Annotated in this window: 19 protein-coding genes and 2 pseudogenes; 5 read left to right on the plus strand and 16 right to left on the minus strand. The window is 56.1% G+C overall.

Annotated elements, in window-relative coordinates; genetic code table 11:
* Window positions 1-29: 29 nt before the first annotated feature.
* From ACEN93_RS01060 to ACEN93_RS01085, 6 genes and pseudogenes are all read right to left on the minus strand, one after another.
* A complete protein-coding gene (locus ACEN93_RS01060; RefSeq protein WP_495610899.1) occupies window positions 30-1,220 on the minus strand; it encodes an MFS transporter in 1,191 nt (396 codons plus the stop codon).
* A gap of 138 nt (window positions 1,221-1,358) precedes the next feature.
* Complete coding sequence (locus ACEN93_RS01065; RefSeq protein ID WP_414881621.1) at window positions 1,359-1,718, minus strand: hypothetical protein; 360 nt, start codon at window positions 1,716-1,718, stop codon at window positions 1,359-1,361.
* A 539-nt stretch (window positions 1,719-2,257) separates the two neighbouring features.
* Window positions 2,258-2,890, minus strand: a complete 633-nt coding sequence (gene yfcF, locus ACEN93_RS01070; protein ID WP_495610900.1) for a glutathione transferase — start codon at window positions 2,888-2,890, stop codon at window positions 2,258-2,260.
* A 134-nt stretch (window positions 2,891-3,024) separates the two neighbouring features.
* Entirely contained in the window at window positions 3,025-3,954 is a 930-nt protein-coding gene (locus ACEN93_RS01075; protein ID WP_495610901.1) for a LysR family transcriptional regulator, read from the minus strand.
* A 36-nt stretch (window positions 3,955-3,990) separates the two neighbouring features.
* Window positions 3,991-4,965 (minus strand): quinone oxidoreductase family protein, encoded by a 975-nt coding sequence (locus ACEN93_RS01080; RefSeq protein WP_495610902.1) that lies wholly within the window; start codon window positions 4,963-4,965, stop codon window positions 3,991-3,993.
* A 308-nt stretch (window positions 4,966-5,273) separates the two neighbouring features.
* Window positions 5,274-5,632, minus strand: a pseudogene (locus ACEN93_RS01085) (DUF6124 family protein).
* A 515-nt stretch (window positions 5,633-6,147) separates the two neighbouring features.
* Between ACEN93_RS01085 and ACEN93_RS01090 the strand changes: the two are divergent.
* Together ACEN93_RS01090 and ACEN93_RS01095 are read left to right on the plus strand one after the other, a co-directional pair.
* A complete protein-coding gene (locus ACEN93_RS01090; protein ID WP_495610903.1) occupies window positions 6,148-6,852 on the plus strand; it encodes a hypothetical protein in 705 nt (234 codons plus the stop codon).
* Between the two features lie 157 nt (window positions 6,853-7,009).
* Window positions 7,010-7,966, plus strand: coding sequence for a DUF6602 domain-containing protein (locus tag ACEN93_RS01095; protein ID WP_495610904.1), 957 nt, complete (start codon window positions 7,010-7,012; stop codon window positions 7,964-7,966).
* An 851-nt stretch (window positions 7,967-8,817) separates the two neighbouring features.
* On the opposite strand, the gene ACEN93_RS01100 is transcribed toward ACEN93_RS01095, so the two are convergent.
* The 6 genes from ACEN93_RS01100 to ACEN93_RS01125 all read right to left on the minus strand — a co-directional run bounded on the left by ACEN93_RS01100 (window position 8,818) and on the right by ACEN93_RS01125 (window position 15,300).
* A complete protein-coding gene (locus tag ACEN93_RS01100) occupies window positions 8,818-10,977 on the minus strand; it encodes an AAA family ATPase (RefSeq protein WP_495610905.1) in 2,160 nt (719 codons plus the stop codon).
* A 143-nt stretch (window positions 10,978-11,120) separates the two neighbouring features.
* Window positions 11,121-11,888 (minus strand): phosphonate ABC transporter, permease protein PhnE, encoded by a 768-nt coding sequence (phnE, locus tag ACEN93_RS01105; RefSeq protein ID WP_495610906.1) that lies wholly within the window; start codon window positions 11,886-11,888, stop codon window positions 11,121-11,123.
* Window positions 11,885-12,712 (minus strand): PhnE/PtxC family ABC transporter permease, encoded by an 828-nt coding sequence (locus ACEN93_RS01110; RefSeq protein WP_495610907.1) that lies wholly within the window; start codon window positions 12,710-12,712, stop codon window positions 11,885-11,887. The genes phnE and ACEN93_RS01110 overlap by 4 nt, the downstream gene beginning before the upstream one ends.
* A complete protein-coding gene (locus ACEN93_RS01115; protein WP_414881629.1) occupies window positions 12,706-13,503 on the minus strand; it encodes a phosphonate ABC transporter ATP-binding protein in 798 nt (265 codons plus the stop codon). The genes ACEN93_RS01110 and ACEN93_RS01115 overlap by 7 nt, the downstream gene beginning before the upstream one ends.
* Complete coding sequence (locus ACEN93_RS01120) at window positions 13,500-14,351, minus strand: putative selenate ABC transporter substrate-binding protein (protein ID WP_495610908.1); 852 nt, start codon at window positions 14,349-14,351, stop codon at window positions 13,500-13,502. The genes ACEN93_RS01115 and ACEN93_RS01120 overlap by 4 nt, the downstream gene beginning before the upstream one ends.
* Before the next feature lie 109 nt (window positions 14,352-14,460).
* Entirely contained in the window at window positions 14,461-15,300 is an 840-nt protein-coding gene (locus ACEN93_RS01125; protein WP_495610909.1) for a type 1 glutamine amidotransferase domain-containing protein, read from the minus strand.
* Window positions 15,301-15,401: 101 nt separating this feature from the next.
* Between ACEN93_RS01125 and ACEN93_RS01130 the strand changes: the two genes are divergently transcribed.
* The gene (locus ACEN93_RS01130; RefSeq protein WP_490843381.1) at window positions 15,402-16,328 is read left to right on the plus strand and encodes a LysR family transcriptional regulator; all 927 of its coding nucleotides are present in this window, start codon (window positions 15,402-15,404) and stop codon (window positions 16,326-16,328) included.
* An 8-nt stretch (window positions 16,329-16,336) separates the two neighbouring features.
* Here the strand turns inward: ACEN93_RS01130 and ACEN93_RS01135 are convergent, their stop codons facing one another.
* Both ACEN93_RS01135 and ACEN93_RS01140 read right to left on the minus strand, forming a co-directional pair.
* A complete protein-coding gene (locus tag ACEN93_RS01135) occupies window positions 16,337-17,329 on the minus strand; it encodes a zinc-binding dehydrogenase (protein ID WP_490843380.1) in 993 nt (330 codons plus the stop codon).
* Window positions 17,330-17,445: 116 nt separating this feature from the next.
* On the minus strand, window positions 17,446-18,342 hold the full coding sequence (locus tag ACEN93_RS01140) for a LysR family transcriptional regulator (protein ID WP_163974987.1): 897 nt from the start codon (window positions 18,340-18,342) through the stop codon (window positions 17,446-17,448).
* Between the two features lie 164 nt (window positions 18,343-18,506).
* Between ACEN93_RS01140 and ACEN93_RS01145 the strand changes: the two genes are divergently transcribed.
* Window positions 18,507-19,256 carry an SDR family NAD(P)-dependent oxidoreductase gene (locus ACEN93_RS01145; RefSeq protein ID WP_011333861.1) on the plus strand — a complete coding sequence of 250 codons (750 nt, stop codon included), beginning with the start codon at window positions 18,507-18,509 and terminating at the stop codon, window positions 19,254-19,256.
* Between the two features lie 6 nt (window positions 19,257-19,262).
* Here the strand turns inward: ACEN93_RS01145 and ACEN93_RS01150 are convergent, their stop codons facing one another.
* Together ACEN93_RS01150 and ACEN93_RS01155 are read right to left on the minus strand one after the other, a co-directional pair.
* A complete protein-coding gene (locus ACEN93_RS01150; protein ID WP_039772131.1) occupies window positions 19,263-19,934 on the minus strand; it encodes a paraquat-inducible protein A in 672 nt (223 codons plus the stop codon).
* Window positions 19,931-20,527, minus strand: coding sequence for a paraquat-inducible protein A (locus ACEN93_RS01155; RefSeq protein WP_085667158.1), 597 nt, complete (start codon window positions 20,525-20,527; stop codon window positions 19,931-19,933). Before ACEN93_RS01155 ends, ACEN93_RS01150 begins: the two co-directional genes overlap by 4 nt.
* A gap of 157 nt (window positions 20,528-20,684) precedes the next feature.
* On the opposite strand from ACEN93_RS01155, the pseudogene ACEN93_RS01160 reads away from it, so the two are divergent.
* Window positions 20,685-20,876: pseudogene (locus ACEN93_RS01160) on the plus strand (hypothetical protein); the annotation flags it as partial.
* Between the last annotated feature and the right edge of the window lie 57 nt (window positions 20,877-20,933).

A 20,933-nucleotide genomic window follows, 5' to 3' on the forward strand; every position in this document is an offset into this window, starting at 1 on the left:
TATTGGCGGCAGCGGGTATCCGGCATCCATCACTTTGCAACCGAAACCATGATCGACTCCAGTCCGGGATGGTTATTTTTATAAAAAAGTTCGGAGTCTGCCGCATCTTCAAGGAAAAACCAGATGGACTTCGAAAGTGCTGCATGAAACAAGACAAACAGGAAAATTGCGCAGTAAACCAATAGCAAACCATGGGTGCCGAACTGCGTCATCGTTGTTCCCATCATCATATAAGAGGCCGAATTTGCGAGTTGGCCGACAATAAGTGTGGCGGCCATTAATCTGATACGAACTCCAGACGGCACCGAGACAGTTCTCTTATCCATCCCGATCAGTGAAAGCGAGGCACTGGAAGCTCCTGCAATAAAGAGGCATGGAGCCAGTTGCCAGACTTCGACAGAGAGAGCCGCTGTGACGAGGGAGGCGGTTAATAAAGTCCAGAGTCCAATATATTTGTTTCGCTGGTTGTGTCTTCTGGCAACAAGCGGGCTCAAAAATAACAGGCCACCGATTGCGCCTCCCGCAAATATGGCGTTGAACAGGCCGACACTGCTTTCAGCGAGATTATGGGTGTGAATTTGAATTGGAACCAGCATGGGTACTGTGGCAGTAACAGCCAGGCTCAACATGAAACCAGCAACAGTCAGGAATCTTTCAGGTGGAAGAATTAATTTAAGTCTAATTCCCAAAAACATTTCCCGAACTCGTTGTGCCGGCGATTTTATCTGTGTCGAGTCGGATTTGACGCTGTGCGGCAATACGAACGCTAACCCCATTGCGAACACACCCACAATGGCTGCAAAGAGAAGTGAGGCTTGTGGGGAAGACAATCCAATGACAACGCCCGCCAGGAGCGGGCCAATAACGCGACTTATGGTTACGATGATGCGCCGGATGCGAAAGGCATGTTCTATTCGAACTTTTTCTACGGTTTCAGCTGGATAAACACCGAAAAGAGATTGAACGACGCCGAAAGCCGCGACCGCAAGGATGTCAATTATCAGCAGAGCCTCTATCGAATACGAAGCGGAAACAGACACGTAGCGCAGGATGCCGGTCAACACAATGGCGATACAACCCGCTCTTAGAGCGGTGCTGCGTCGCATGACTTCGACGCGGGACGCCAAAAACAGTATGGAAATGACGGCGGCAAGGGCCAGCCCCGTTTCATAGGTTGCCAGCTCCAACAAGTTTCCACGCTGAACGATAATAAGGGGCACGGTTGCATTCCAACAGCCGAGATATATCCATATTAAAGCTTCAAGGCAAAGATACTTTCTAAATATGCTCAAGCCATATGTCCTTTAATTGCACGAGATCTGCAAGGGTTATCCATCTTGCAGATCTCATGCGTCAGGCTAACTTGCTACGAAGTGCTTGACGTTAAAACTTTCCGCACTAACGCCAAATTTCGAAAACAAGTGTCCATGCATCTGGTTCTTGTAGATGTCTCGGTTTTTGTCGAAGTATTCGCGGTCATACCACCTCACTCCGAAAAACATAGTCAGTCCTTTGACGACAGTCATCATTTGCCAGTCATAAAGAACCGATTCCAGCGGGCGTGCAGCCAGCTTTTTATCAGATTCTTTGACGGCGATGATACACCGGTCAAGTTCATCCTTGCTGGAAAAGACAACCTCGCAGTTGGTTAATGCAACAACAGGCTTGTCAATTTCACGCTCTCCACTAATGACCACTTCGCATTTCTGAGATTCCATTCTATCTCTCCAATTTGTCGTTGGTTGCGCATGTATTAATATGCTTGCGACTTGGCAAAAGGCAATGCGATCCCTGTGTAGAGTTTCCAGCCATGACTGAATGCCGATATCGTACAAAGCGGATGAACAGTATTAGACAGTATTCTCCTTGTCAAATGAATGGTGGGGTAAATGGCTGAGGAAAATATTTTATACTTATGATTAATAGTTATATCCAAGTGAAAGAAAGCCTTGTTGTAACAAATGATCAGAATGTGGGGGGGGCGTGCATTGGTATTTAAATATCAATCCTGTGCAGACCAGAATTTCGATATTGGCAAGCTATGGTTGTGCAAAGCGAACTTCATCTGGCGTTCAGCGCAATCATGTAAGCGCTGAACATGTCCGCCATCCCCTCGGCGCGGGCGGTGATTTCCGCGTCGGTGCGCGGGCTGAGTGAGAAATCCTTCCCGAACTGAGCGTGGCGAGAAAAGGGGACGGATTTATTTTCTTAACCTTGACTTGAGACCGGCTAATGGGTGTCCCCATTTTTAGTACCGCTAAATTCGAGGTCGTTCCAGCTTAATCCACTCTTGTACCGTCGGGCGCTGCCATTGGCGTTGAGCGTAATCCTCCAGTTGAGCCGGCACCGTGTCCCCGTTGAGTATCAATCGGTTCAGCATCAAGGCGAGATCAACGTCGGCGATCGACCATTCACCAAAAAGGTAATCCGGATTGTCGGTCAGCAGCCATTGAGCGACATCAATCAACTTTTGCCTGGCAGCCTCGGCCGACGCTGACAACGGGCCGTATTTCTGACCATAGAACACGACAAGGGTAGAGCGCTCCTGTCGGATCGGGAGCAAATCACTGCGCAGCCACGCTTGAACTTGTCTCGCCGCAGCGCGTTTTTGTGGGTTCTGGGGGTAAACAGGTGTCTGGGGGAACACATCTTCCAGATATTCCGTGATCGCCGATGATTCCGACAACGCAAAGTCACCGTGCACGAGGGTGGGCACTCTTTGAGTCAGGGACAGACGGGCGTAATCGCTGGCCTGGTTCTCCAGTTTGTCCAAGTCCAGGGTGCTCATTTCGAACTCGATTCCCTTTTCTCGAAGGGCCACAAAGCACGACATTGCGTAGGGACTGGTGAATTGAGCATCGACGTAAAGGCGCAGGCTTGAGTCATTCATTGCGTCATCTCCATATGCGGAATGGCCACGCTAAAAGATTGAGCGCTTTAAATAAAATTCATGTTTTTTATGGGGGCATTCCCATCAGGAATGGGCAAAAAGGGCCGACACGATTTCCCATCACCGTTTGCAAATCAGCGGGGCAGCGTCACCCAGGGCGCACCTTCAGCAAAAGCTCCCTCGATCCAGTTCTTGAACGCCGTAGTCGTCGCCGTGTTGAACCGCGCCGAAGGCCGCACCAGATAAACCCCCGTGTCCGCATCCAGTTGCCACTCGGGCAGCACCCGCACCAGGCGCCCCTCGCGCAGGTCTTTGGTCATCAGCCAGTCGCCGCCGGCCAAAATCCCCACGCCCATGCGCGCGGCACACAGTTGCGCTTCGTTGTCGTTGCTGACCAGTCGGCTGCGGATTTTCAGAGTGTATTTCTCGTCGCCTCGGGTCAGTCGCCATTCGGGATACGAATGCAACCCGGTAAACCCCAGGCAATGATGATCGGCAAGATCCGCCGGCGTTTTCGGCTCGCCGTGCTGTTGAAGATAGGAGGGCGCGGCACACAGGATTCGGCGGTGATCGCAGAGTTTCTTCGCCACCAGCCGATTGTCCGCCAGCTCGCCGATGCGGATCGCCGCGTCGAAACCCTCGGCGACGATATCGACAAAGCGCTCGGCATATTCCACCTCCAGCGCGACGTTCGGATGGGCCAAGGCAAACGCCGAAACGATATCGCCCAGCCACAGCCGACCCATGGCGGCCGGCAGGGCGATGCGTAAACGCCCGCGAACTTCGGCGGCACCCTCGCGCGCATCCTGCTCCGCTTCGGCGATCAGGCTGACCGCATGCCCGAACCGCGCCACCAGCCGTTGCCCCTCATCGGTGAAACGCAATTGCCGGGTGGTGCGCTCGATCAGCCGCACCCCCAGCCGCGACTCCAGCGCGCTGAGCCGTTTCGACAGCACCGAGGGATGGCGCTGTAACGTCCGGCTCGCCGCCGCAAACGAGCCGTGCTCGGCCAGGGCCAGCAGGGTGGCGACTTCATCGGCCTGACGGCTATCGAACAGATCCATGCAACGACAACCCTCGTGGATGACCCGAAAAAAGACTCAAGGCACCAGCACAACCGCCCCCGGCAAACCGCCCCGGTGCAGATCGGCATGGGCCCGGGCGGCGTCCGCCAGCGGATAGCGACGCCCGACATTGGGCCGGATGATACCGGCGTCAATCGCTTGCAACACGTCCTTTGCACGCTGCTGGTATTCCTCCGGCGTGGCGGTGTGGGCGGCGAGGGACGGTCGGGTCAGGAACAGCGAACCCTTGGCGTTCAGAGTGCTTATCTCGACCGGCGCCGGCGCCCCCGACGCCATGCCGAACGACACCAGCAACCCGCGCGGGCGCAGGCAATTCAACGACGCCTCGAAAGACACCCGGCCAATCGGGTCGTACACCACATCCACTTTCTTGCCCTGGGTGAGGTCGATCACCGCGTCGGCCAGCGTCGCCGCCTCGAACACCAACACCTCATCACAACCCGCCAGCCGGGCCCGCTCGACACTCTCGGCGCCGGACACCACACCAATCACCAACGCCCCCAAATGCTTCGCCCACGGCACCATGATCTGCCCCAGCGCACCGGCCGCGCCGTAGATCAGCACCGTCGACCCCGGCCCGACCGGGTAAGTGGACTTGAGCAAATACTGCGCGGTAATGCCCTTGAACAGCACAGCCGCCGCGTCCTCGAAACTCATACTGTCGGGGATCTTCACCAGACGATTGGCCGGATAGAGGCGGGCGCTGGCATAGGCGCCGATAGGGCCCGTGGCATAAGCGACCCGGTCGCCGACGGCCACGTTCGTCACATCGGCCCCCACCGCCACAACCCGTCCGGCACCCTCAAGCCCCAACCCAGAAGGCAACGCCAGTGGCGCGGCACCGGAACGTTGGCTCAAATCGAGCGGGTTGACGCCAATGGCGAACTGCTCAAGCCAGACCTCGCCGGGGCCGGGTGTTTGCGCGGTGGATTGCTCCAGCTGAATGACTTGAGGCTCGCCAGTTTGGTGGATGACGGCGGTGGTGACCATGTTGAACGCTCCCTTACGTTGATCTTGGGGAGAGTCTAAAGGCCTGCTTGGGGAGCACTAGTTGGGTTGATTGCAGTTCATATGTGCATTTGATGCAGTAATTGGATCAAGGCCCCGTGGTTCGAATTCAATGCCCTTTACTGAAACGCAAACAGCCCGGGCCGATGCCTTCGTCGTTGACGAGGGTGTCGGCCCGGGCTGTTTTGCATTCCCTAACCTCTTGAGCCGCGCTTTTCCTGCAGCAGCGGGAGACTCAATAAATCGCGTTATGGAAGCCGCCACGAACGGCTACTACAGCCATCGCCGGGTTACGCGACCTCGACGTGATCCAGCGCCTGATTCACCGCCAGCTCGGCAATCATCACGATCTGCGTAATACCGATCGCCGTCTTGCGATGCGACGGATCGAGCGTTGCCGCGAAATTACTCAGCATCTCACTGGCCGCACCGAGGTTTTCGCTGGCATTGGCCAACAAGCATTCGGTGTTGAATTTCGGATTGGCCAGGTACATCCGCTCGGGCTCGTTCAAGGACGACATGATCCCGGCGGCGGGGAAGAGGTAGTGATCCAGCGCGCGCTCGGCGGCGTCGTGGAGTTTTTTGGAGTTGGGGGATTCGTAGGGGAGGTGGGGTCGATTTCGGGTGGGTTGGGTGTTGGTTTGATCATGGTGAAACTCCTTGTGTCGTCATCAGGAGCCATCCCCCACACGCTACCAAACGTTGGGTGGTGGCCATACGCAGGTTGGTAGACCGGGACACAAGGAGACCGGCGCGCCCGAAGACGCCCTGTGCATGGCCACCATAAAACCGGGGCGATTGACCGCCGCGATGGTGTGCTCTGCATCTTGTGTTTGTCTCGGGCTACCAAACCCCATCACTGTTTTTCAGTGACCGGGAAACGATAAGACCCGCGTCGTAGACGCACAAGCCGGCGGATTCTGGCGTAGTCGTAGGCAATGACGCAAGGCGTTGTAGCCTAGGTGAGCGATACGATGGATGGCGTTAAACATAAGTGTTTAAGCTCCCCCATCACTTGCTGCCGTTGGTGGACAGGGTAGTGGCAAAGCGATAGCCTGCCATTAGAACGGCTCGAAAAACGGGTCGTCTGCGTCAGGTCTAATTACGACTTAGCGTGTTTTCTGATTTTATTCGTGGAATATCAAAACAATACATGGATGAAAAATGATCGACCTCGGATCAACAGATTTTTATATTGATGTGCCAAGCCTGTCCCGGCATCAGTTTGAGAAGTACTCCACAAAACTTTTCGATGAGTGGGAAGCTCATGTCGAAAAATATTTAAAAATTCCGGATTACTCGCTTTCGCTGGAAGTGGAAGAAGGCTCAATTAAAGGTGGGGCTAAAGTTGCGGCAACGCTTTACGCTCTCTATATAGGGGTGGGGCAATACGGATCGTTCATGTCTGGGGTTCAAACAATTCAGGGTCAGTTAAGTTCTGCGGGTGATTTTCTTGTTGCTCAAGCAGTTGCACCTTTCTCCGCTAAAAATGTAAAACCAAAAGTTAAGAAAGGCAGTGGTTCTTTAGGTGGGTTGCAGCGCCTATTTTTAAAGGTGCAGAATGGGAAGCTTACCGCCGAACAGGCAATGCTTGAGGTCGAAGTTATGTTCGGCGAAGACAGTGAGTCTGAGCCTGGCTTTATGAATGACATGAAAAAGTCGTTTGAAAATATGCCTTTGCTAGCACAGCAGTTGGATTTACCCTTCAGTGCTTTCGAGCAAGATGTACTTCTTAAGACTAGCCGTAAGATGAGTTTGCCGCGCCCGTCGCGACCTAGACCAGAACCACCATTAGGCCAACAATTTCGTGTAGAAGTATGGCGCGACTCAAAAAAAGAAAAAAGAAAGGTGCGTGTAATACAACTGTAGGTGTTGAATGTTGAACGATTGGCATGGGATGTGAAAAAATGGAGATGAAAAAAGTGAACAGATTTGTTGTTGTAGAATAAATCTGTCATCTTTTTAGTTTTTTATGTGTGCGGTATGAAGGTTTTCGCCCTTTTAAATTAATAGATAAAGAACGGTGATGTTTGTGCGAGAACGGCACGAGTTGTTCAATTTTATGCGTAAAATATCGAAAGATATGGCGATGGAGTATGGCCGTATTTTGAAGCGCGCTAAAGAAGATCCTGGGACAGCCGGCGATGAAGGTGAGGAGTCTTGGGCGGAGCTACTTAGAAACTGGTTGCCAGCTACATATCACGTCGTGACAAAAGGACGAATATTGTTCGCGGATGATACGGCGACCCCTCAAATAGATATCTTAGTGCTAACGCCAAATTATCCATTGCATCTTAGAAATAAAAAAATGTATTTCGCAGGCGGGGTAGTGGCTGCCTTTGAATGCAAATTAACTCTCCGGGCGAGCCATCTCCGCGAACTTTTGAGAACTTCGGAAGTTATAAAGTCAGGCTCGGTTGCTGGAAGTAATCCATATGAAGCGCTAAATTCGCCAATTCTGTATGGACTCCTTTCGCACTCTCACTCCTGGACAAAAAAAATCCCTGTATCAAACCAGATTTTTGGGGTTATGAAGAAGCTGGTCGCTAGTAGTGGATTTGATTTTGAAAAGGCCCGATTATATCCAGATCTGGTATGTATTTCAGATACAGGAATATTTTGCTACGGGAAGAGTTTTATTTTTTCGGAAGACGCTGAGGGTGATGAAAAAGAGATTCTGAGTGAGGCGAAAGCTAATGCGGTATTGAGTCTTTCATACAATGCTTATTGGAGCGATGATGAAAGTAGCTGGATGTACGGGACTGTCCACGGCACGCTAATATCTTTTGTTATGCAAAAGTTGGCTTATTATGATGTAGGTTTGAGGAGTCTGACTTCATATTTTAAGGATACCGACATCGCTGCGGCCTCAATTGGTTTTGTTAGCAGTACTGGAATTGATTTGGAAGAAGGTGTTGTTGAACGTTATTTTGAAGCTGGTGGAGCTAGTAATTACTGGAATCCTTGGGGGAAAAATTTTTGATCGTTGATCTGGGTAGGTGAAGTGTAGCTGTAATTTCTTACTTGCTTTCTTATTACTAAAGGGGGCTGCTAAAGGCGGTGGACTACTAAGGGGGGATTTATTTTCAGAAAATAAATCTGTCCCTAAGGGATCGCTCCGGGGGGAGGTGCAAGCATGCTATCACATTGCCTTCACGGGCCCAAAAAGGGAGATCAGCATCTGAAAATAAATCCCTCCTCTATTTGTCTTAATTTATTTTTTTAGCGTTTCACTTAGAAAGTTATGTGATCGCTCTCAAACAGCGCCTATACCAGCGCTCATTTGCCTGCCTCTCACGCAAGATTCTAAGGTCGTTTGCAACATTTACCGCTAGCTCAAGAAGCAAAGCATTCTCCTCGTAAGCAGATGGATCATTAGTCCCTTGGAAAAGTTGTCCACCTTCTGAAACGTCTCTTACAACACTATCAGCTAGTTGATAGAATCTGACAATAAGCGCTGCTTGCTCCGAATCTAAGCAACCAATGTTTTGAATGTTTCCGACGTAAACCCTGCAATAGTGGTCAGCCACCGATATTCTATACACCTCTGCTGGCGCCGAGGGTGTATTGCGATAAAGTTCAGCTCGAGTTTTAAGGTCCTGTAGGAAATGACGATGCCTAGTTATTTCCGTGAGCGCCATTATCTCTGAGTAAATTGCCCGGCCGACAGTACTGTGTTCCCGTGCAAGCTTTAACCACCACGCGAGAATAGCCAGCAAAACAGGTAGTGAAAATTTTATTATTTCGTCCATGGCGCCTCCTACGAAAGAAAAATGGACGGATTTATTTCTTCGAAATTAAATCCATCCATTTTGTAATGGGGAGTTAGAGTTCTTATTTGTTCATCGCTTTGTAGTGCTCAGAGTATCCGCATTCGTCAAATATTAATTTTAAACCATCTTTAAATGTTTGGTGGTCAAATTCTTTTATGTCAAAGATATTCTGGCCAAGAGAATGTGACTCTCTATTCATGTATCTATAGAATGTGGCAAATTTGTCAGCTGATAAGGCAGGCAGTTGGAATACATTGTTGAAATCTTTCTTCTGAACAAAATTGAAGAAGTATTCGACTATGTTTCTCATGCAGTTTGCAATGAGTGCCGGTGGGGATTCAGGATCCTTTACTATAGACCAATATGATTGGTAGTCATTCTGTATTTCCTCGTACTTCATGGAAATAATGCTACTGCCATGTGCATTTTTGATAATTCTGTAAAGTTGTTGTGTTTCTGCGCGCTTGTCCTTGTTGGTGTGTGTCAGTTCGTAGAAAAAGTATAAGCTATGCGTGAGTACAAAGACTTGCTTATAAAGCTCGTCATTAATGAAATATTTTTTTATTAGCTGTCCAATGTTGAATACATACAGGTGCGACAGGCTTGAAATGGGGTCGTCGATTACAACTACTTTGGCAAGAGGGACGGCTGATGGATTTTTTTGTCCCTTGCATAACTCAATGAAGTAGAGAAAGCTAATAACTGTTTTTTCGCCTTCACTAAGCGAGTGGAAAGCATTGGCTTGATCCGTGGCTCTAGATACTCTGTAAAGGGTGTCAGTATGCTTAATCACTGAAAATCCATCAATTCCAATCTCAAGCAGACCGTTGTTGATATTTTGAATTGATTCCTCGATGTTTACCGTTTGCTTTCTAAGGTTTGCAATTTTTTCATGAGCATTTGCGATTTTTTGCTGAATGTCTTTCCCGTCCTGGCTCGCCTTGCGAGCTTCTTCCTGAAGTTCTGAAGCTGATTGAGCGTACGCCGATATTGTTTGGTCATAGTCCCAGCGCATTAAACTCCAGAAGCGATTTTTTATATCTTCTTTCGTTTTTTTCTTGTTGGTAAGCTTTTCGTTGTGTGTTTTGATTATTTTATTCAATTCCGCAGTTGCGTCGTTAATTGACTTCACAGCAGATTCGCTAGTCAGGAGAGTGATCGGGGTGCTCGGGCTTTTAAGTTTGTTGCCAATAAGCAGTGTATTTTCCCTGACTGAAGATCTAAGGGCTTCGGAGGCCAGTTTCCAAGTATTGATGAGCTCTTTATTTGCTAGTGGATGATTCGAAATGTCTTGGATATTGATTTGGTTGGTGAGTAATTCATATCGTGCCTTAGTAGATTCAAGGGCAGATATGTCTCGGTCGTATGCCTCATCAAAAACATTACGAATCGCTTCTATAATACCCTTTGTAACTGTGTTTTCTTGGCAGAATGGGCAGGCTTGGGGCAAGCTAGTGTTGATGTCAATGTATTGGAGTCCTTGTTTTACCCAATCTGAACTCCCAAGCTTGCTAATAAACTCCGCGACAGACCCTTCTTGGCTTCCAACGATAACTTTCGGCCAGATTGGATTATTTTCAACACTCAGCCAATCTGCTACCAACTCAGCAATAGTTGTCAGCTGTACGGCACCTTCACCTTCAATTGACGAGGCTTCAGCTCTCAAATCATCAGTGGTGTAATCCGGGGCTTCCTCAGGACGGTTGACCCCGTTTATATGCTGAAAAAGCAGCTCTGTTCGCTTTAAATTTTCAAGGCAAAATTCTAAAACGCGATCGCCGCCTGAGTATTTTGTTTTGATTTCCCACGTCTTGCCGCTGGCTTTGGATTTTTCTTGTTCTAGACGGGTTGTGATTTCTTTAACTATCTCGGAATTTTTTATTTGCGAGGCTTGCGCTTTTTCAAGCTCTATGGTCTCGGCTTCAATTTGTTGGAGTGCCTGTTTATTTTCTTTCGAAAGTGTAAAAATTCCTTTTAAGTTGTCTTCCTCAAAAAAATAGTCGTTTAGAAAGCTTTGGTTGTAGACTAGGATGTCGCAAGGCTGGCTAATCTTAAAGCTGCACTTGTGAAAGGCGGCGTTGTCGGGATTGTATAAGTATTCTGATATCGTGCTTTTTCCTGCTCCATTTAGTCCGTACATTAGACAGGTCTTGTTTTTCGGTGTTAAGCAAGATTTTGTTTTATAGCTTGTTACACCTTCGATATTTAATTCCGTTATCACGATAATGTCCTCTAGGTGTCGGATGGCGATGCGCCATTAGCGTTGCCGTAGAGAAGCATAGGTCGCTTTTTTTTAATCACCACGAATCGGTGAACATCCGGTAACGGAATGTCTTGAGGCGTTGCTCGTGGCTCAGCCACAACCTAAGCCTTAACCCACCGCCCCCGACCCCAACCACTCAACCAATCCACCCCCCACACAAGCACCAACATCGCCAATATCACCGTCCCCGCCTGCGCCTCCTGAAACAAACTCAAGCTCACATACAACATCTGCCCCAGCCCCCCAGCCCCGACAAACCCCAGCACGCTGGCCATCCGAATATTGTTCTCCCACCGATACAAACAGTACGCCAGCAACTGCGGCGCCAGGTTCGGCAGCGTGCCGTAGCAGAACGCCAAAACCGGATTCCCCCCTTGCAACCGGATCGCATCCGCCGGTTCCGGCGGCGTGTTCTCCAGCGCTTCCGCAAACAACCGCCCCAGCACGCCCGTGGTGTGCAGGGCCAGCGCAAGTGTCCCGGCATTCGGCCCAAGCCCAGCCGCCAGCACCATCAACGCAGCCCATACCAGTTCCGGAATCGCGCGCAGTGCATTGAGCAGCAGGCGCGCGGCACTCTGAAAAAACCAGCCAAATCGGCCAGCGGCGGGAAGGGCCAATAACAGGCCCAGCACAGCGGCGAGCAGGGTGCCGAGGGCCGACATCGCGAGGGTTTCCATCGATCCGCGCAGGATGGCGGTCAGGTAATCGGCGCTGAGGTCCGGGCTGAGAAAGCGCCCCACATACAAGCCCATCTGTTTCAGGCTGGTAGCGCTGCCGAGTTCTTCAAGATCAAGGCCCAGGTAGGCAAACGACGAGATAACGGCCACGACAATGGCAAGAATCAGCACCAAATTGATCAGGCGTTTCATGCCAGCCTCCAGCGCAGTAGGCGGCTGAGTTGGTCGGCGCCGAGGACGAGGAGGAGGAAGGTGAGGAGCATGCTGGCGACTTCGCCGCCGGCGAACATGCGGATCGACAGGTCGATCTGTTGGCCGAGGCCGCCGGCGCCGACGAAGCCCATGACCACTGAGGCGCGGATGGCGCATTCCCAGCGGTAGACGGTGTAGGAGAGCAGTTCCGCCGCGACGTTGGGCAGTACGCCGTAGGCGAAGCTGGCGAGGCGGCCGCTGCCGGCCTGGAGCAGGGCGTGGGCCGGGCGTTGGTCGGTGGATTCGTAGATTTCGGCGTAGACCTTGCCGAGCATGCCGCTGTAGGTGATGGCGATGGCCAGCACGCCCGCCGCCGGGCCGAGGCCGACGGCGCGCACGAACAGCAGCGCCCAGACGATTTCCGGCACGCTGCGCAGGAAGATCAGCAGCCCGCGCACCGGCCAGCGCAGCAGGCGGCCCAACAGGCTCGGGCGGCCGCTGCGGGAGGCGGCGGTCAGCGACAGGGCGCGGCTGGCGAGCAGGCTGGCCGGCACTGCCAACAGCAGCGCCAGGGCCATGCCGGCGGTGGCGATGGCCATGGTTTGCAGGGTGGCTTTGAGCAGTAATTGCAGAAACTCGCGGTCATGGGCCGGAGGCCAGAACATCGACACGAAGCGGCCCATTTCGCTCTGGCTGTCGGCGTGAAACAGCACGCCCAGATCCAGCTCACTGAGCTGAATGCCGGGCCAGAGCAAGGCAATCGCCAGCCCGGTCAGCAGCAACCGTGGCAGCGCGGCGGGGTCGCGGGTGTCGGCGCTCAGCATCGCGGAATCTGCACAATCAGTGGGGTAACGGCGGGCGCCGGGGATTGCAGTTGTTCGTTGGCGTAGAGGGTGTCGAGCATGTCGCGGCTGACCTGCGCGGACGGGCAGTCGAACAGGATCTGCCCCTCGCGCAGACCGACGATGCGCGGGAAGTGCGCCAGCGCCAGTTCCACCGCGTGCAGGCTCGCCACCAGCGTGACGTTGCGCTCGCGAGCATGGCGCGACAGGATCGACAGCGTGTGCCCGGCCAGCACCGGGTCCATCGCCGAGACCGGTTCGTCGGCCAGCAACACTTCCGGCGCCTGATACAGCACGCGGGCAATGCCGACCCGCTGCAATTGCCCGCCGGACAGTTGCTGGCACTGGCTGAAGAGTTTGTCGGCCAGATCCAGTTTTGCCAGGGCCGCGCGGGCGCCGGGCACGTCGAGCGGATGCAGCAGATTGATCAGGCTTTTGCCCAGGCTCCATTGGCCGAGTTTACCGGCCAGCACCGCCGTCACCACCCGTTGCCGGGGCGGCAGCGGCGGCGCCTGATGCACCAGGCCGATACGGGCGCGCAGGCGTTGCCGTTGGCGGGCGGACAAATGCCAGGCGCGCTCGCCCAGCACTTCGATGTCGCCGCTGCTGGGCCGAATGGCGGTTGCCAGCAGGTTCAGCAGGCTGGATTTGCCGGCGCCGGACGGGCCGATGATCGCCACCTGCTCGCCGGCCTCGATCTGCAAATCGACGCCGCGCAAGGCCTCCACGCCATTGGTGTGGTGCAGAAAAGCCTGTTTGAGGCGCAGCGTCATTTCAGCAAGTCGGCGGCGCGGGCGGCTTCCTCGATGCCTTTGTAATTGTCCGGGTTGGTTTCGATGAAGCGGCTGGCGGCTTGCAGGTCGAGGATTTTCTTGTGCTCGGGGTTGGCCGGGTCGAGGTCAAGGAAGGCTTTTTTGATCTTCGCCGCCAGCGCCGGATCGAGGGTGCCGCGCACGGTCCAGTTGTAATCGAAGTAGGTCGGGGTGGTGGCGAAGACCTTGACCTTGTTGGTGTCGACCTTGCCGGCGTCCACCAGTTTCTGCCAGACGCTGGCGTTCAGCACACCGGCGTCGACCTTGCCGGCCTGCACCCAGGCGACGGTGGCGTCGTGGGCGCCGGAGTAGCCGACGCGGCTGAAATAGCTTTCCGGTTTGATGCCGTCCTTGAGCATGAAATAGCGCGGCATCAGGCTGCCGGAGGTGGACGACACGGAGCCGAAGGCGAAGGTCTTGCCCTTGAGGTCGGCGAGGCTTTTGACGTTCGGGTCGGCGGTGATGAATTTGCTGGTGAACTGCGCGTCTTGCTCACGCTGCACCAGCGGAATGGCGTTGCCGGTTTTCAGCCGCGCCTGGACGAAGGTGAAACCGCCGAGCCACGCCAGATCGAGACGGTCAGTGGCCAACGCTTCGACCACCGCCGGGTAATCCGCCACGGGGACGAACTGCACGTCCATGCCCAATTGCTGTTGCAGGTACTTGCCCAGCGGTTCGAACTTGCGCAGCAGCTCGGTCGGGGCTTCATCGGGAATCGCGCTGACCTTCAACACCTCCGCGGCTTGCGCCAGCACGGCGGACAGGGACAGGGCCAAACCAGCGGTCAGTGCCAGGGTTCGCTTGAGCATGGAATTCTCCGTTTCGTGGGCATCAAGGTCGGTGCACCCGTCGATGGGCAATCATCGTCGGGTGCAACGTCAGGTTAGCCGAAACGGTGAAAGTGCGAGGGCGCCGAGATCACTTCAAGCGGTCAACGAGGGTCTTGCCCACGGCCAGGGCCGACGCCGGGTTCTGTCCGGTGACCAGTTCGCGATCAACGACCACATGGCTGGCCCACGGCGCCGTGTTACTGCTGAAAACGCCGCCAGCCTTTTCCAGTGCCGTCTGCGGATAGAACTTCATCGCGCCGCCGTTCAACAGGCCTTTGGCGATTTCTTCTTCCTGATTGCTGATGACCGTGAACTTATAGCCGGCGTAGGTCCAGTTGTTTGCCGTCGTGGCTTTGCCGGTTTCCAGTTGGCGGGTGAATGCGGTCGGATCCGTCAGGGTCGACAGCAGTGCAATCGGGCCGTGGCACACCAGCGCTGTGGTTTTGCCTGTTTGATGGAAGTTGTTCAACAGTTTGCCCAGCGCCTGGCTGTGCAGCAGATCCTGCATCGGTGCGTGGCCACCCGGAATGTAGACGGCATCGAAATGCTCGTAGCCGACTTGCTCGACCCGCGACAGGCTGATGACCGGCGATTCACCGGGCGAGGTGATCTTCAGGTGTTGCAGCAGCGCCTTGTGGGTCTGCAGGGCTGCCACGTCATTGTTGAAATACATCTTGTCGTCGGAGGAGCGATCCAGAGTCGGCGCCTTGCCGGTCGGTGTGGCGAAGGTCACGGTGTGGCCGGCATCGAGCAGCAGCTTGACCGGTTGCATCAGTTCGTTGAGGTAGAAACCGGTGCTGAAGACCTTGCCGTCCTTCAGATCGAGATGGTCGGAGTCCGACAGCACCACCAGCACATTGGCCGCCTGGGCGTTCAACGCGGCAACGGAGAGAGACAGGGCGAAAGCAAGACGTGTCATTGAGCGCATGGCGATTCCTGAACGTGGAAGAAAGTGCGGCTCACTGTATTGATGCTCATGGCGGCGATAAACTCGCGCCACAGCAAAGCATTTATTCTCTGGAGATCAAGATGAGTCGCCGATTCGATTATCTGGCCGACGTCGAAGTGTTCGTCACGGTGGTGGAGAAGGGTTCGCTGAGCGCCGGTGCAGTGTTTCTCGCAACCACGCCGTCGGTGGTCAGTCGGGCGATTTCGCGGCTGGAGGCGCGTCTGGGCGTGCAGTTGCTGCGGCGCACCACGCGGCGTTTGAGCCTGACCGACGCCGGTGTGTTGTATCTGGAGCAGTCGCGGGCGGCATTTGGCCTGATCGACGACGCCGAGCGCACGATTCAGGGACAGGACGGCGAACTCAGCGGCCGCGTGCGCCTCAGCGTGCCGACCACTTACGGCCACTATCGTTTGCCGGCCATGCTCGGCCGTTTCACCCGGCAACATCCGCAAGTGCGCGTTGAGTTGAGCATCAGCAATCGCAACGTCGATTTGGTAGCCGAAGGCTTCGACCTGGCTATTCGGCTGGGCGCGTTGCCGGACAGCGGGCTGATCGGGCGCAAGCTGGAGGACGCCGGTTTATGTGTGGTGGCCGCGCCGGATTATCTGCGACGGGCCGGAACACCGCAGCGCGTCGACGATTTGCAGCGGCATGCGTGCCTGCCGTTCGTGATGCCCAGCACCGGCCGTGTTGGACCGTGGCTGTTCCGTGAGCAGGGCGAAGACCGCGAATGGTTGCCCAGCGCCAATATTCAGGTGTCCGACGATGTGTTGGGGATTGTGTCGCTGGCGGAGCAGGGGCTGGGCATCTGCCAGACCTATGACTTCATCGTCCGCGAACGGATCGAAAGCGGGCGACTGGTGCGCCTGCTTGAACAGTCGGGCGGGCGCTCCCGACCGTTCTCGGTGATCTACCCGCCGCACCGGCAGCTGTCGGCTTCGGCGCGGGCGCTGATTGATTGTCTGACCCGAGAGGTCAGTCAAGGCATTGGGGAAGGCCTCGACTGACGCGATTTTCAAACGACGGGCAGACGCGTCACCCATTTCCCGCCACCTGCGCCGTCCTTCAGGGCGCGCAAGGCCTGGGGCAATTCATCGAAGTTGAACATCTGCAGCGCCGGGCCGATCAGGCTGCCGTCCAGCAGGGCTTGCAGCAACTGCTCGCCGTTGCGGCGCAAGGTCTGGCGATCGTGCAGGCTGGCGTGGACGTGGAAGCTGTTCAATGCCACTTCATGCAGCGAAATCGCGCTGGTGAACGCCGGCAGCGGCGCGCTTTCCTGACGATCCTGAATGCACACCAGATGGCCGTTGTAGCCCAGCAGGTCGGCCATTTTCGCCGCGTGAGCGCCGCTGACCGTGTCGAATACGGCGTGCAAACGACGTTCGCCGAGGCTGGCTGCGAGTGCGGTTTGCCAGTCCGGTTCGCGGTAATCGAATACGCCGACTGCGCCCAGGGCCTTGAGCTTTGCATGATGCGCGCCGGACGCGGTCGCCCAGACTCGCCATCCGCGTTGTACCGCCAGTTGCACCAGCAGCAGACCGACCGCGCCGCCGGCGCCGATCACCAGCACATCGGCCGCGCCATTCGCGGGGACTTTTTCCACGGCTTGCCACGCGGTCAGTCCGGGGCAGGGCAGTGACGCCGCCGCGGCATCATCGAGCGCGGCGGGCACCGACAGCACGGTGGCGGCGTCCAGCAGGCAATACTCGGCGAAGCTGCCATCGCTCGCCAGTGATTGGTGATACGCCACGCGACTGCCCGGTTGCAGTGTCACGCCGGCGCCGGCTGCGACCACCACGCCCATGCCGTCGACACCCGGCACACGGCCGGTGCTCCAGGCAGGATGGCCCCACTCGATGATCTTCCAGTCCACCGGGTTCAAGGCGATGGCGCGGTTGGCCACCAGCACTTGCCCGGGGTCGGGTTGCCGGAGGGGTTTGCGGGTCAGTGTCAGGCCATCCAGCCCTTGGCCGGACGTCCAGGCCCAGGCAGCGTAATCGGTTTGCATTGTGCGGTTTCCCATGACTGTCAATGGCCGCCAGTATCGGTGGCAACGGGCATGAGAAGAACCGGCCCTGGGTCAAAGGTGTTTTGCGTAAAAGTCAGCAATGCTCCCGCAGCACCTCAATCGACCTGCGCAAACCGCTCCACCAGCCAATCAATGAACACCCGCACCCGGTTGCTCAAATGCCGGTTCGGCGGGTACAGCACATGAAACGGATACGCCGGCGGACGCCAATCTTCGAGGACCGGCACCAGTTCGCCGCGCTCGATGGCTGTCCTGACCGTGTAGCTGAAGGTGTGGATGATCCCCAGCCCGGCGAGCCCGGCCGCCAGGTGCGCGTTGCTCTCGTTGACGCTGATCAGGCCTTTGCCTTCGATCTGATGGCGTTCGCCGTTGCGCTGGAAGTTCGACGGCAGGATGCGCCCGGTGGAGGCCGAGCGGTAGGCGATCAGCTGATGGCTGGCCAGGTCGAGCGGGTGGCTCGGGGTGCCGTGCCGTTGCAGATAATCGGGCGTGGCGCAGGTGGTCCAGGACACTTCGCCGAGGCGGCGCACGGCCAGGGTTTGTTCGGTCAGCGGGCCGCCGCGAATCACGCAGTCCACCCGCTCACTGATCAGGTCCACCGGGCGGTCGCTGACGCCCAGATCAACCTGGATGTCCGGATAGCGTTCGAAGAACTTCGGCAGTTCGGGGATCACCAGCATCGTCGCGGTCGAGCCGCCGATGTCTACGCGGATCTTGCCGCGCGGCAGCCCCTGAGCCTGGCTGAAGCCCTGATCGATGTCGTCCAGTTGATGCAGCAGTTGTTGGGTCAGTTGGTAATAAGAGGCGCCGTCGGCGGTGACGGTGAGGCGGCGGGTGGTGCGTTGCAGCAGGCGTACGCCGAGGTGGTTTTCCAGTTGGCCGATCAGTTTGCTGACTGTGGTTTTCGGCAGGTTCAGCGAGTCGGCGGCTTTGGTGAAAGAACCGCTTTCCACGACGCGGGCGAAGGTGCGGATCGCCATTAACTGATTCATCGATTCGGACTCGGTGGGGTAGATGCGGTTGAGTATTGTGCATGTCTGTGCACAAACAAAACCGATTTTGCGGATTTTTCAATTCAATCCATCGGCCTAAAGTCGCTTCCAACGGCTCACCTACGACCCGTCACCTACCTCGAAACGGTTACTGGAGATTCATCATGAGCAACAGACTTGAAGGCAAAATCGCACTGATCACTGGCGGCACCACCGGCATCGGCCTGGCCTCGGCGCAGGAATTCGTCGCCCAGGGCGCCACGGTATTTATCACCGGCCGCCGTCAGGCCGAACTGGACAAAGCGGTCGCCGCCATCGGCCCGCGTGCCATCGGCATCCAGGGCGATGTGGCGAAGCTGGAGGATCTGGATCGCATCTACAGCGAGATTTCCGCCAAGGCCGGGCACCTCGACATCCTGTTCGCCAACGCCGGCGGCGGGGACATGCTGCCGCTGGGCTCGATCACCGAAGAGCACTTCGACCGGATTTTCGACGCCAACGTGAAGGGCACGCTGTTCACCGTGCAGAAGGCCTTGCCGCTGCTGCGCGATGGCGCCTCGATTCTGCTGACCTCGTCGACCACGTCGGTGCAGGGCACGGAGAACTTCAGCGTCTACAGCGCGAGTAAAGCGGCGGTGCGCAACTTCGCCCGCTCATGGTTGCTGGACTTGAAACCACGGCGCATCCGCGTCAACGCCATCAGCCCTGGCCCGGTGCGCACGCCAGGTCTGGCAGGGCTGGTGCCGGCGGAACACACCCAGGGGCTGTTCGATCAACTGGCGTCTATCGTGCCGATCGGGCGTCTGGGCGAGCCGAGCGAGATTGCCAAGGCTGCACTGTTCCTGGCCTCGGATGACAGCAGCTTCGTCAACGGCATCGAGTTGTTCGTTGACGGTGGCACCGCGCAGATCTGATGTGATTTAAACCGCTTGATGCCCCGGCACTTGTTCAGTCGAGTGCCGGGGTTTTTCCGTTTCTTCGTCCGGCGCGTTATCCCAGATCAGCCGTGGGTCGAAGCTCATCGCCGAAAGCATGGTGAACACCACCACAAGGCCGAAAAACAGAATCCCTACGCGCGGCTCGATATCCCCCAGCGCCTGGAATTTCACCAGCGCCGCCACCAGCGCAACCACCAGCACATCGAGCATCGACCAATAGCCGATCAGCTCGACGAAGCGGTACAGCTTCGAACGCTCCTTGCGCGCCCAATGGCTGTCCCGTTGCACGGTGACCAGCAGCAAGGTCAGCGCCACGAATTTCACCCCCGGTACGGCGATGCTGGCGACGAAGATGATAACGGCGATGTCCCACGCACCGTGTTCCCAGAACTCCAGCACGCCGCTCATGATGGTGCTGTCGGCGCCGCTGCCGAGCAGGGTGGTGTTCATCACCGGCAGCAGATTGGCCGGCACGTAAAACGCCAGCGCGGCGAACATGTAGGCCCAGGTGCGGGTCAGCGAGTTGGTCTTGCGCCGGTGCAGCGGCGCATCGCAGCGCGGGCATTGGTGCGGTTCGCCGGTCATGTCGCAGGCCAGTCCGCAGCTGTGGCACAGGCAGAGGTTGAGTTCGGTTGCCGTCGGTGGTCGTTTCATAGGATGTCCCACAATTCACGCACGTCGCGCCCGGCGATGCGGATCAGCAACAGGCTGAGCACGGCCAGGGCAAACAGGCCGATGCCGGGAATGACGTCGAGCATGCCCGCCAGTTTGAACACCGCGACCATCGCGCCGAGCAGGCACACTTCGAGCATGCTCCACGGCCGCAGCGTTTCGAGCCAGCGCATGCACAGCTTGAACCCCGGCGAGCGGCGCGAAGCGAGGGCGAAGCTCAGGACCCAGATCAACAGAACCAATTGAAAGGCCGGGGCGATGATGATCGAGATCGCCGCGACCATCGCCATGAAGGTGATCGGCCCCTGACTCAGGGCCAGCACTGAATCCCAGAGGGTCGCGCTGTTTTTCAGGCCCTTCATGCTGATGCTCATCACCGGGTAGAAATTGGCGAACAGCCACAGCATCGCCGCGGTGAAGCTCAGGGCCAGCCGTTGCTCCACGCTCAGGTTGTTGTAGCGCTGGAGCACGGCGCCGCAACGCACGCAGAGGGTCTTCTGGTGTCTGGCCAGCACGACTTTTTCGTACACGCAGTCGCAATGCTCGCAGATGATCAGTTGATCGGTGCTGGCCATGGGGCGCTCGACGGAAGGAAGGCTTGAACCCCTTCACTATAGAAGCGCTGGGGCATTCGGCAACCGGGGTGCCATTCGTCCAACACCGGGCACTAACCCGCACGCGCTTGTTTCACACGTTCAGGTACCCCTATCCCGCAGCAGAACGGAGAACCCCATGGACATTGATGAAGATGCACCCGGCAACCTGTCACAACAGGCCGTGACCCGCACCACCGACAACGAAACCGGCCATGATCCCCGCAAGGATGAGTCGCCAGTCCCCTTGCCTCCGGACGATGAAGCGCCCCTGGAAGAAGACATGAGCGATGTGGCGGCCAACAATTCGGTGGGTTCTGAGCATCCGCAGGACGGCAACGGTTCGGGAAGCGCCGACGCCAACCCGCAGAGCACCGCCAGGGATGAT

This window comes from Pseudomonas sp. Pseusp21, assembly GCF_059492145.1.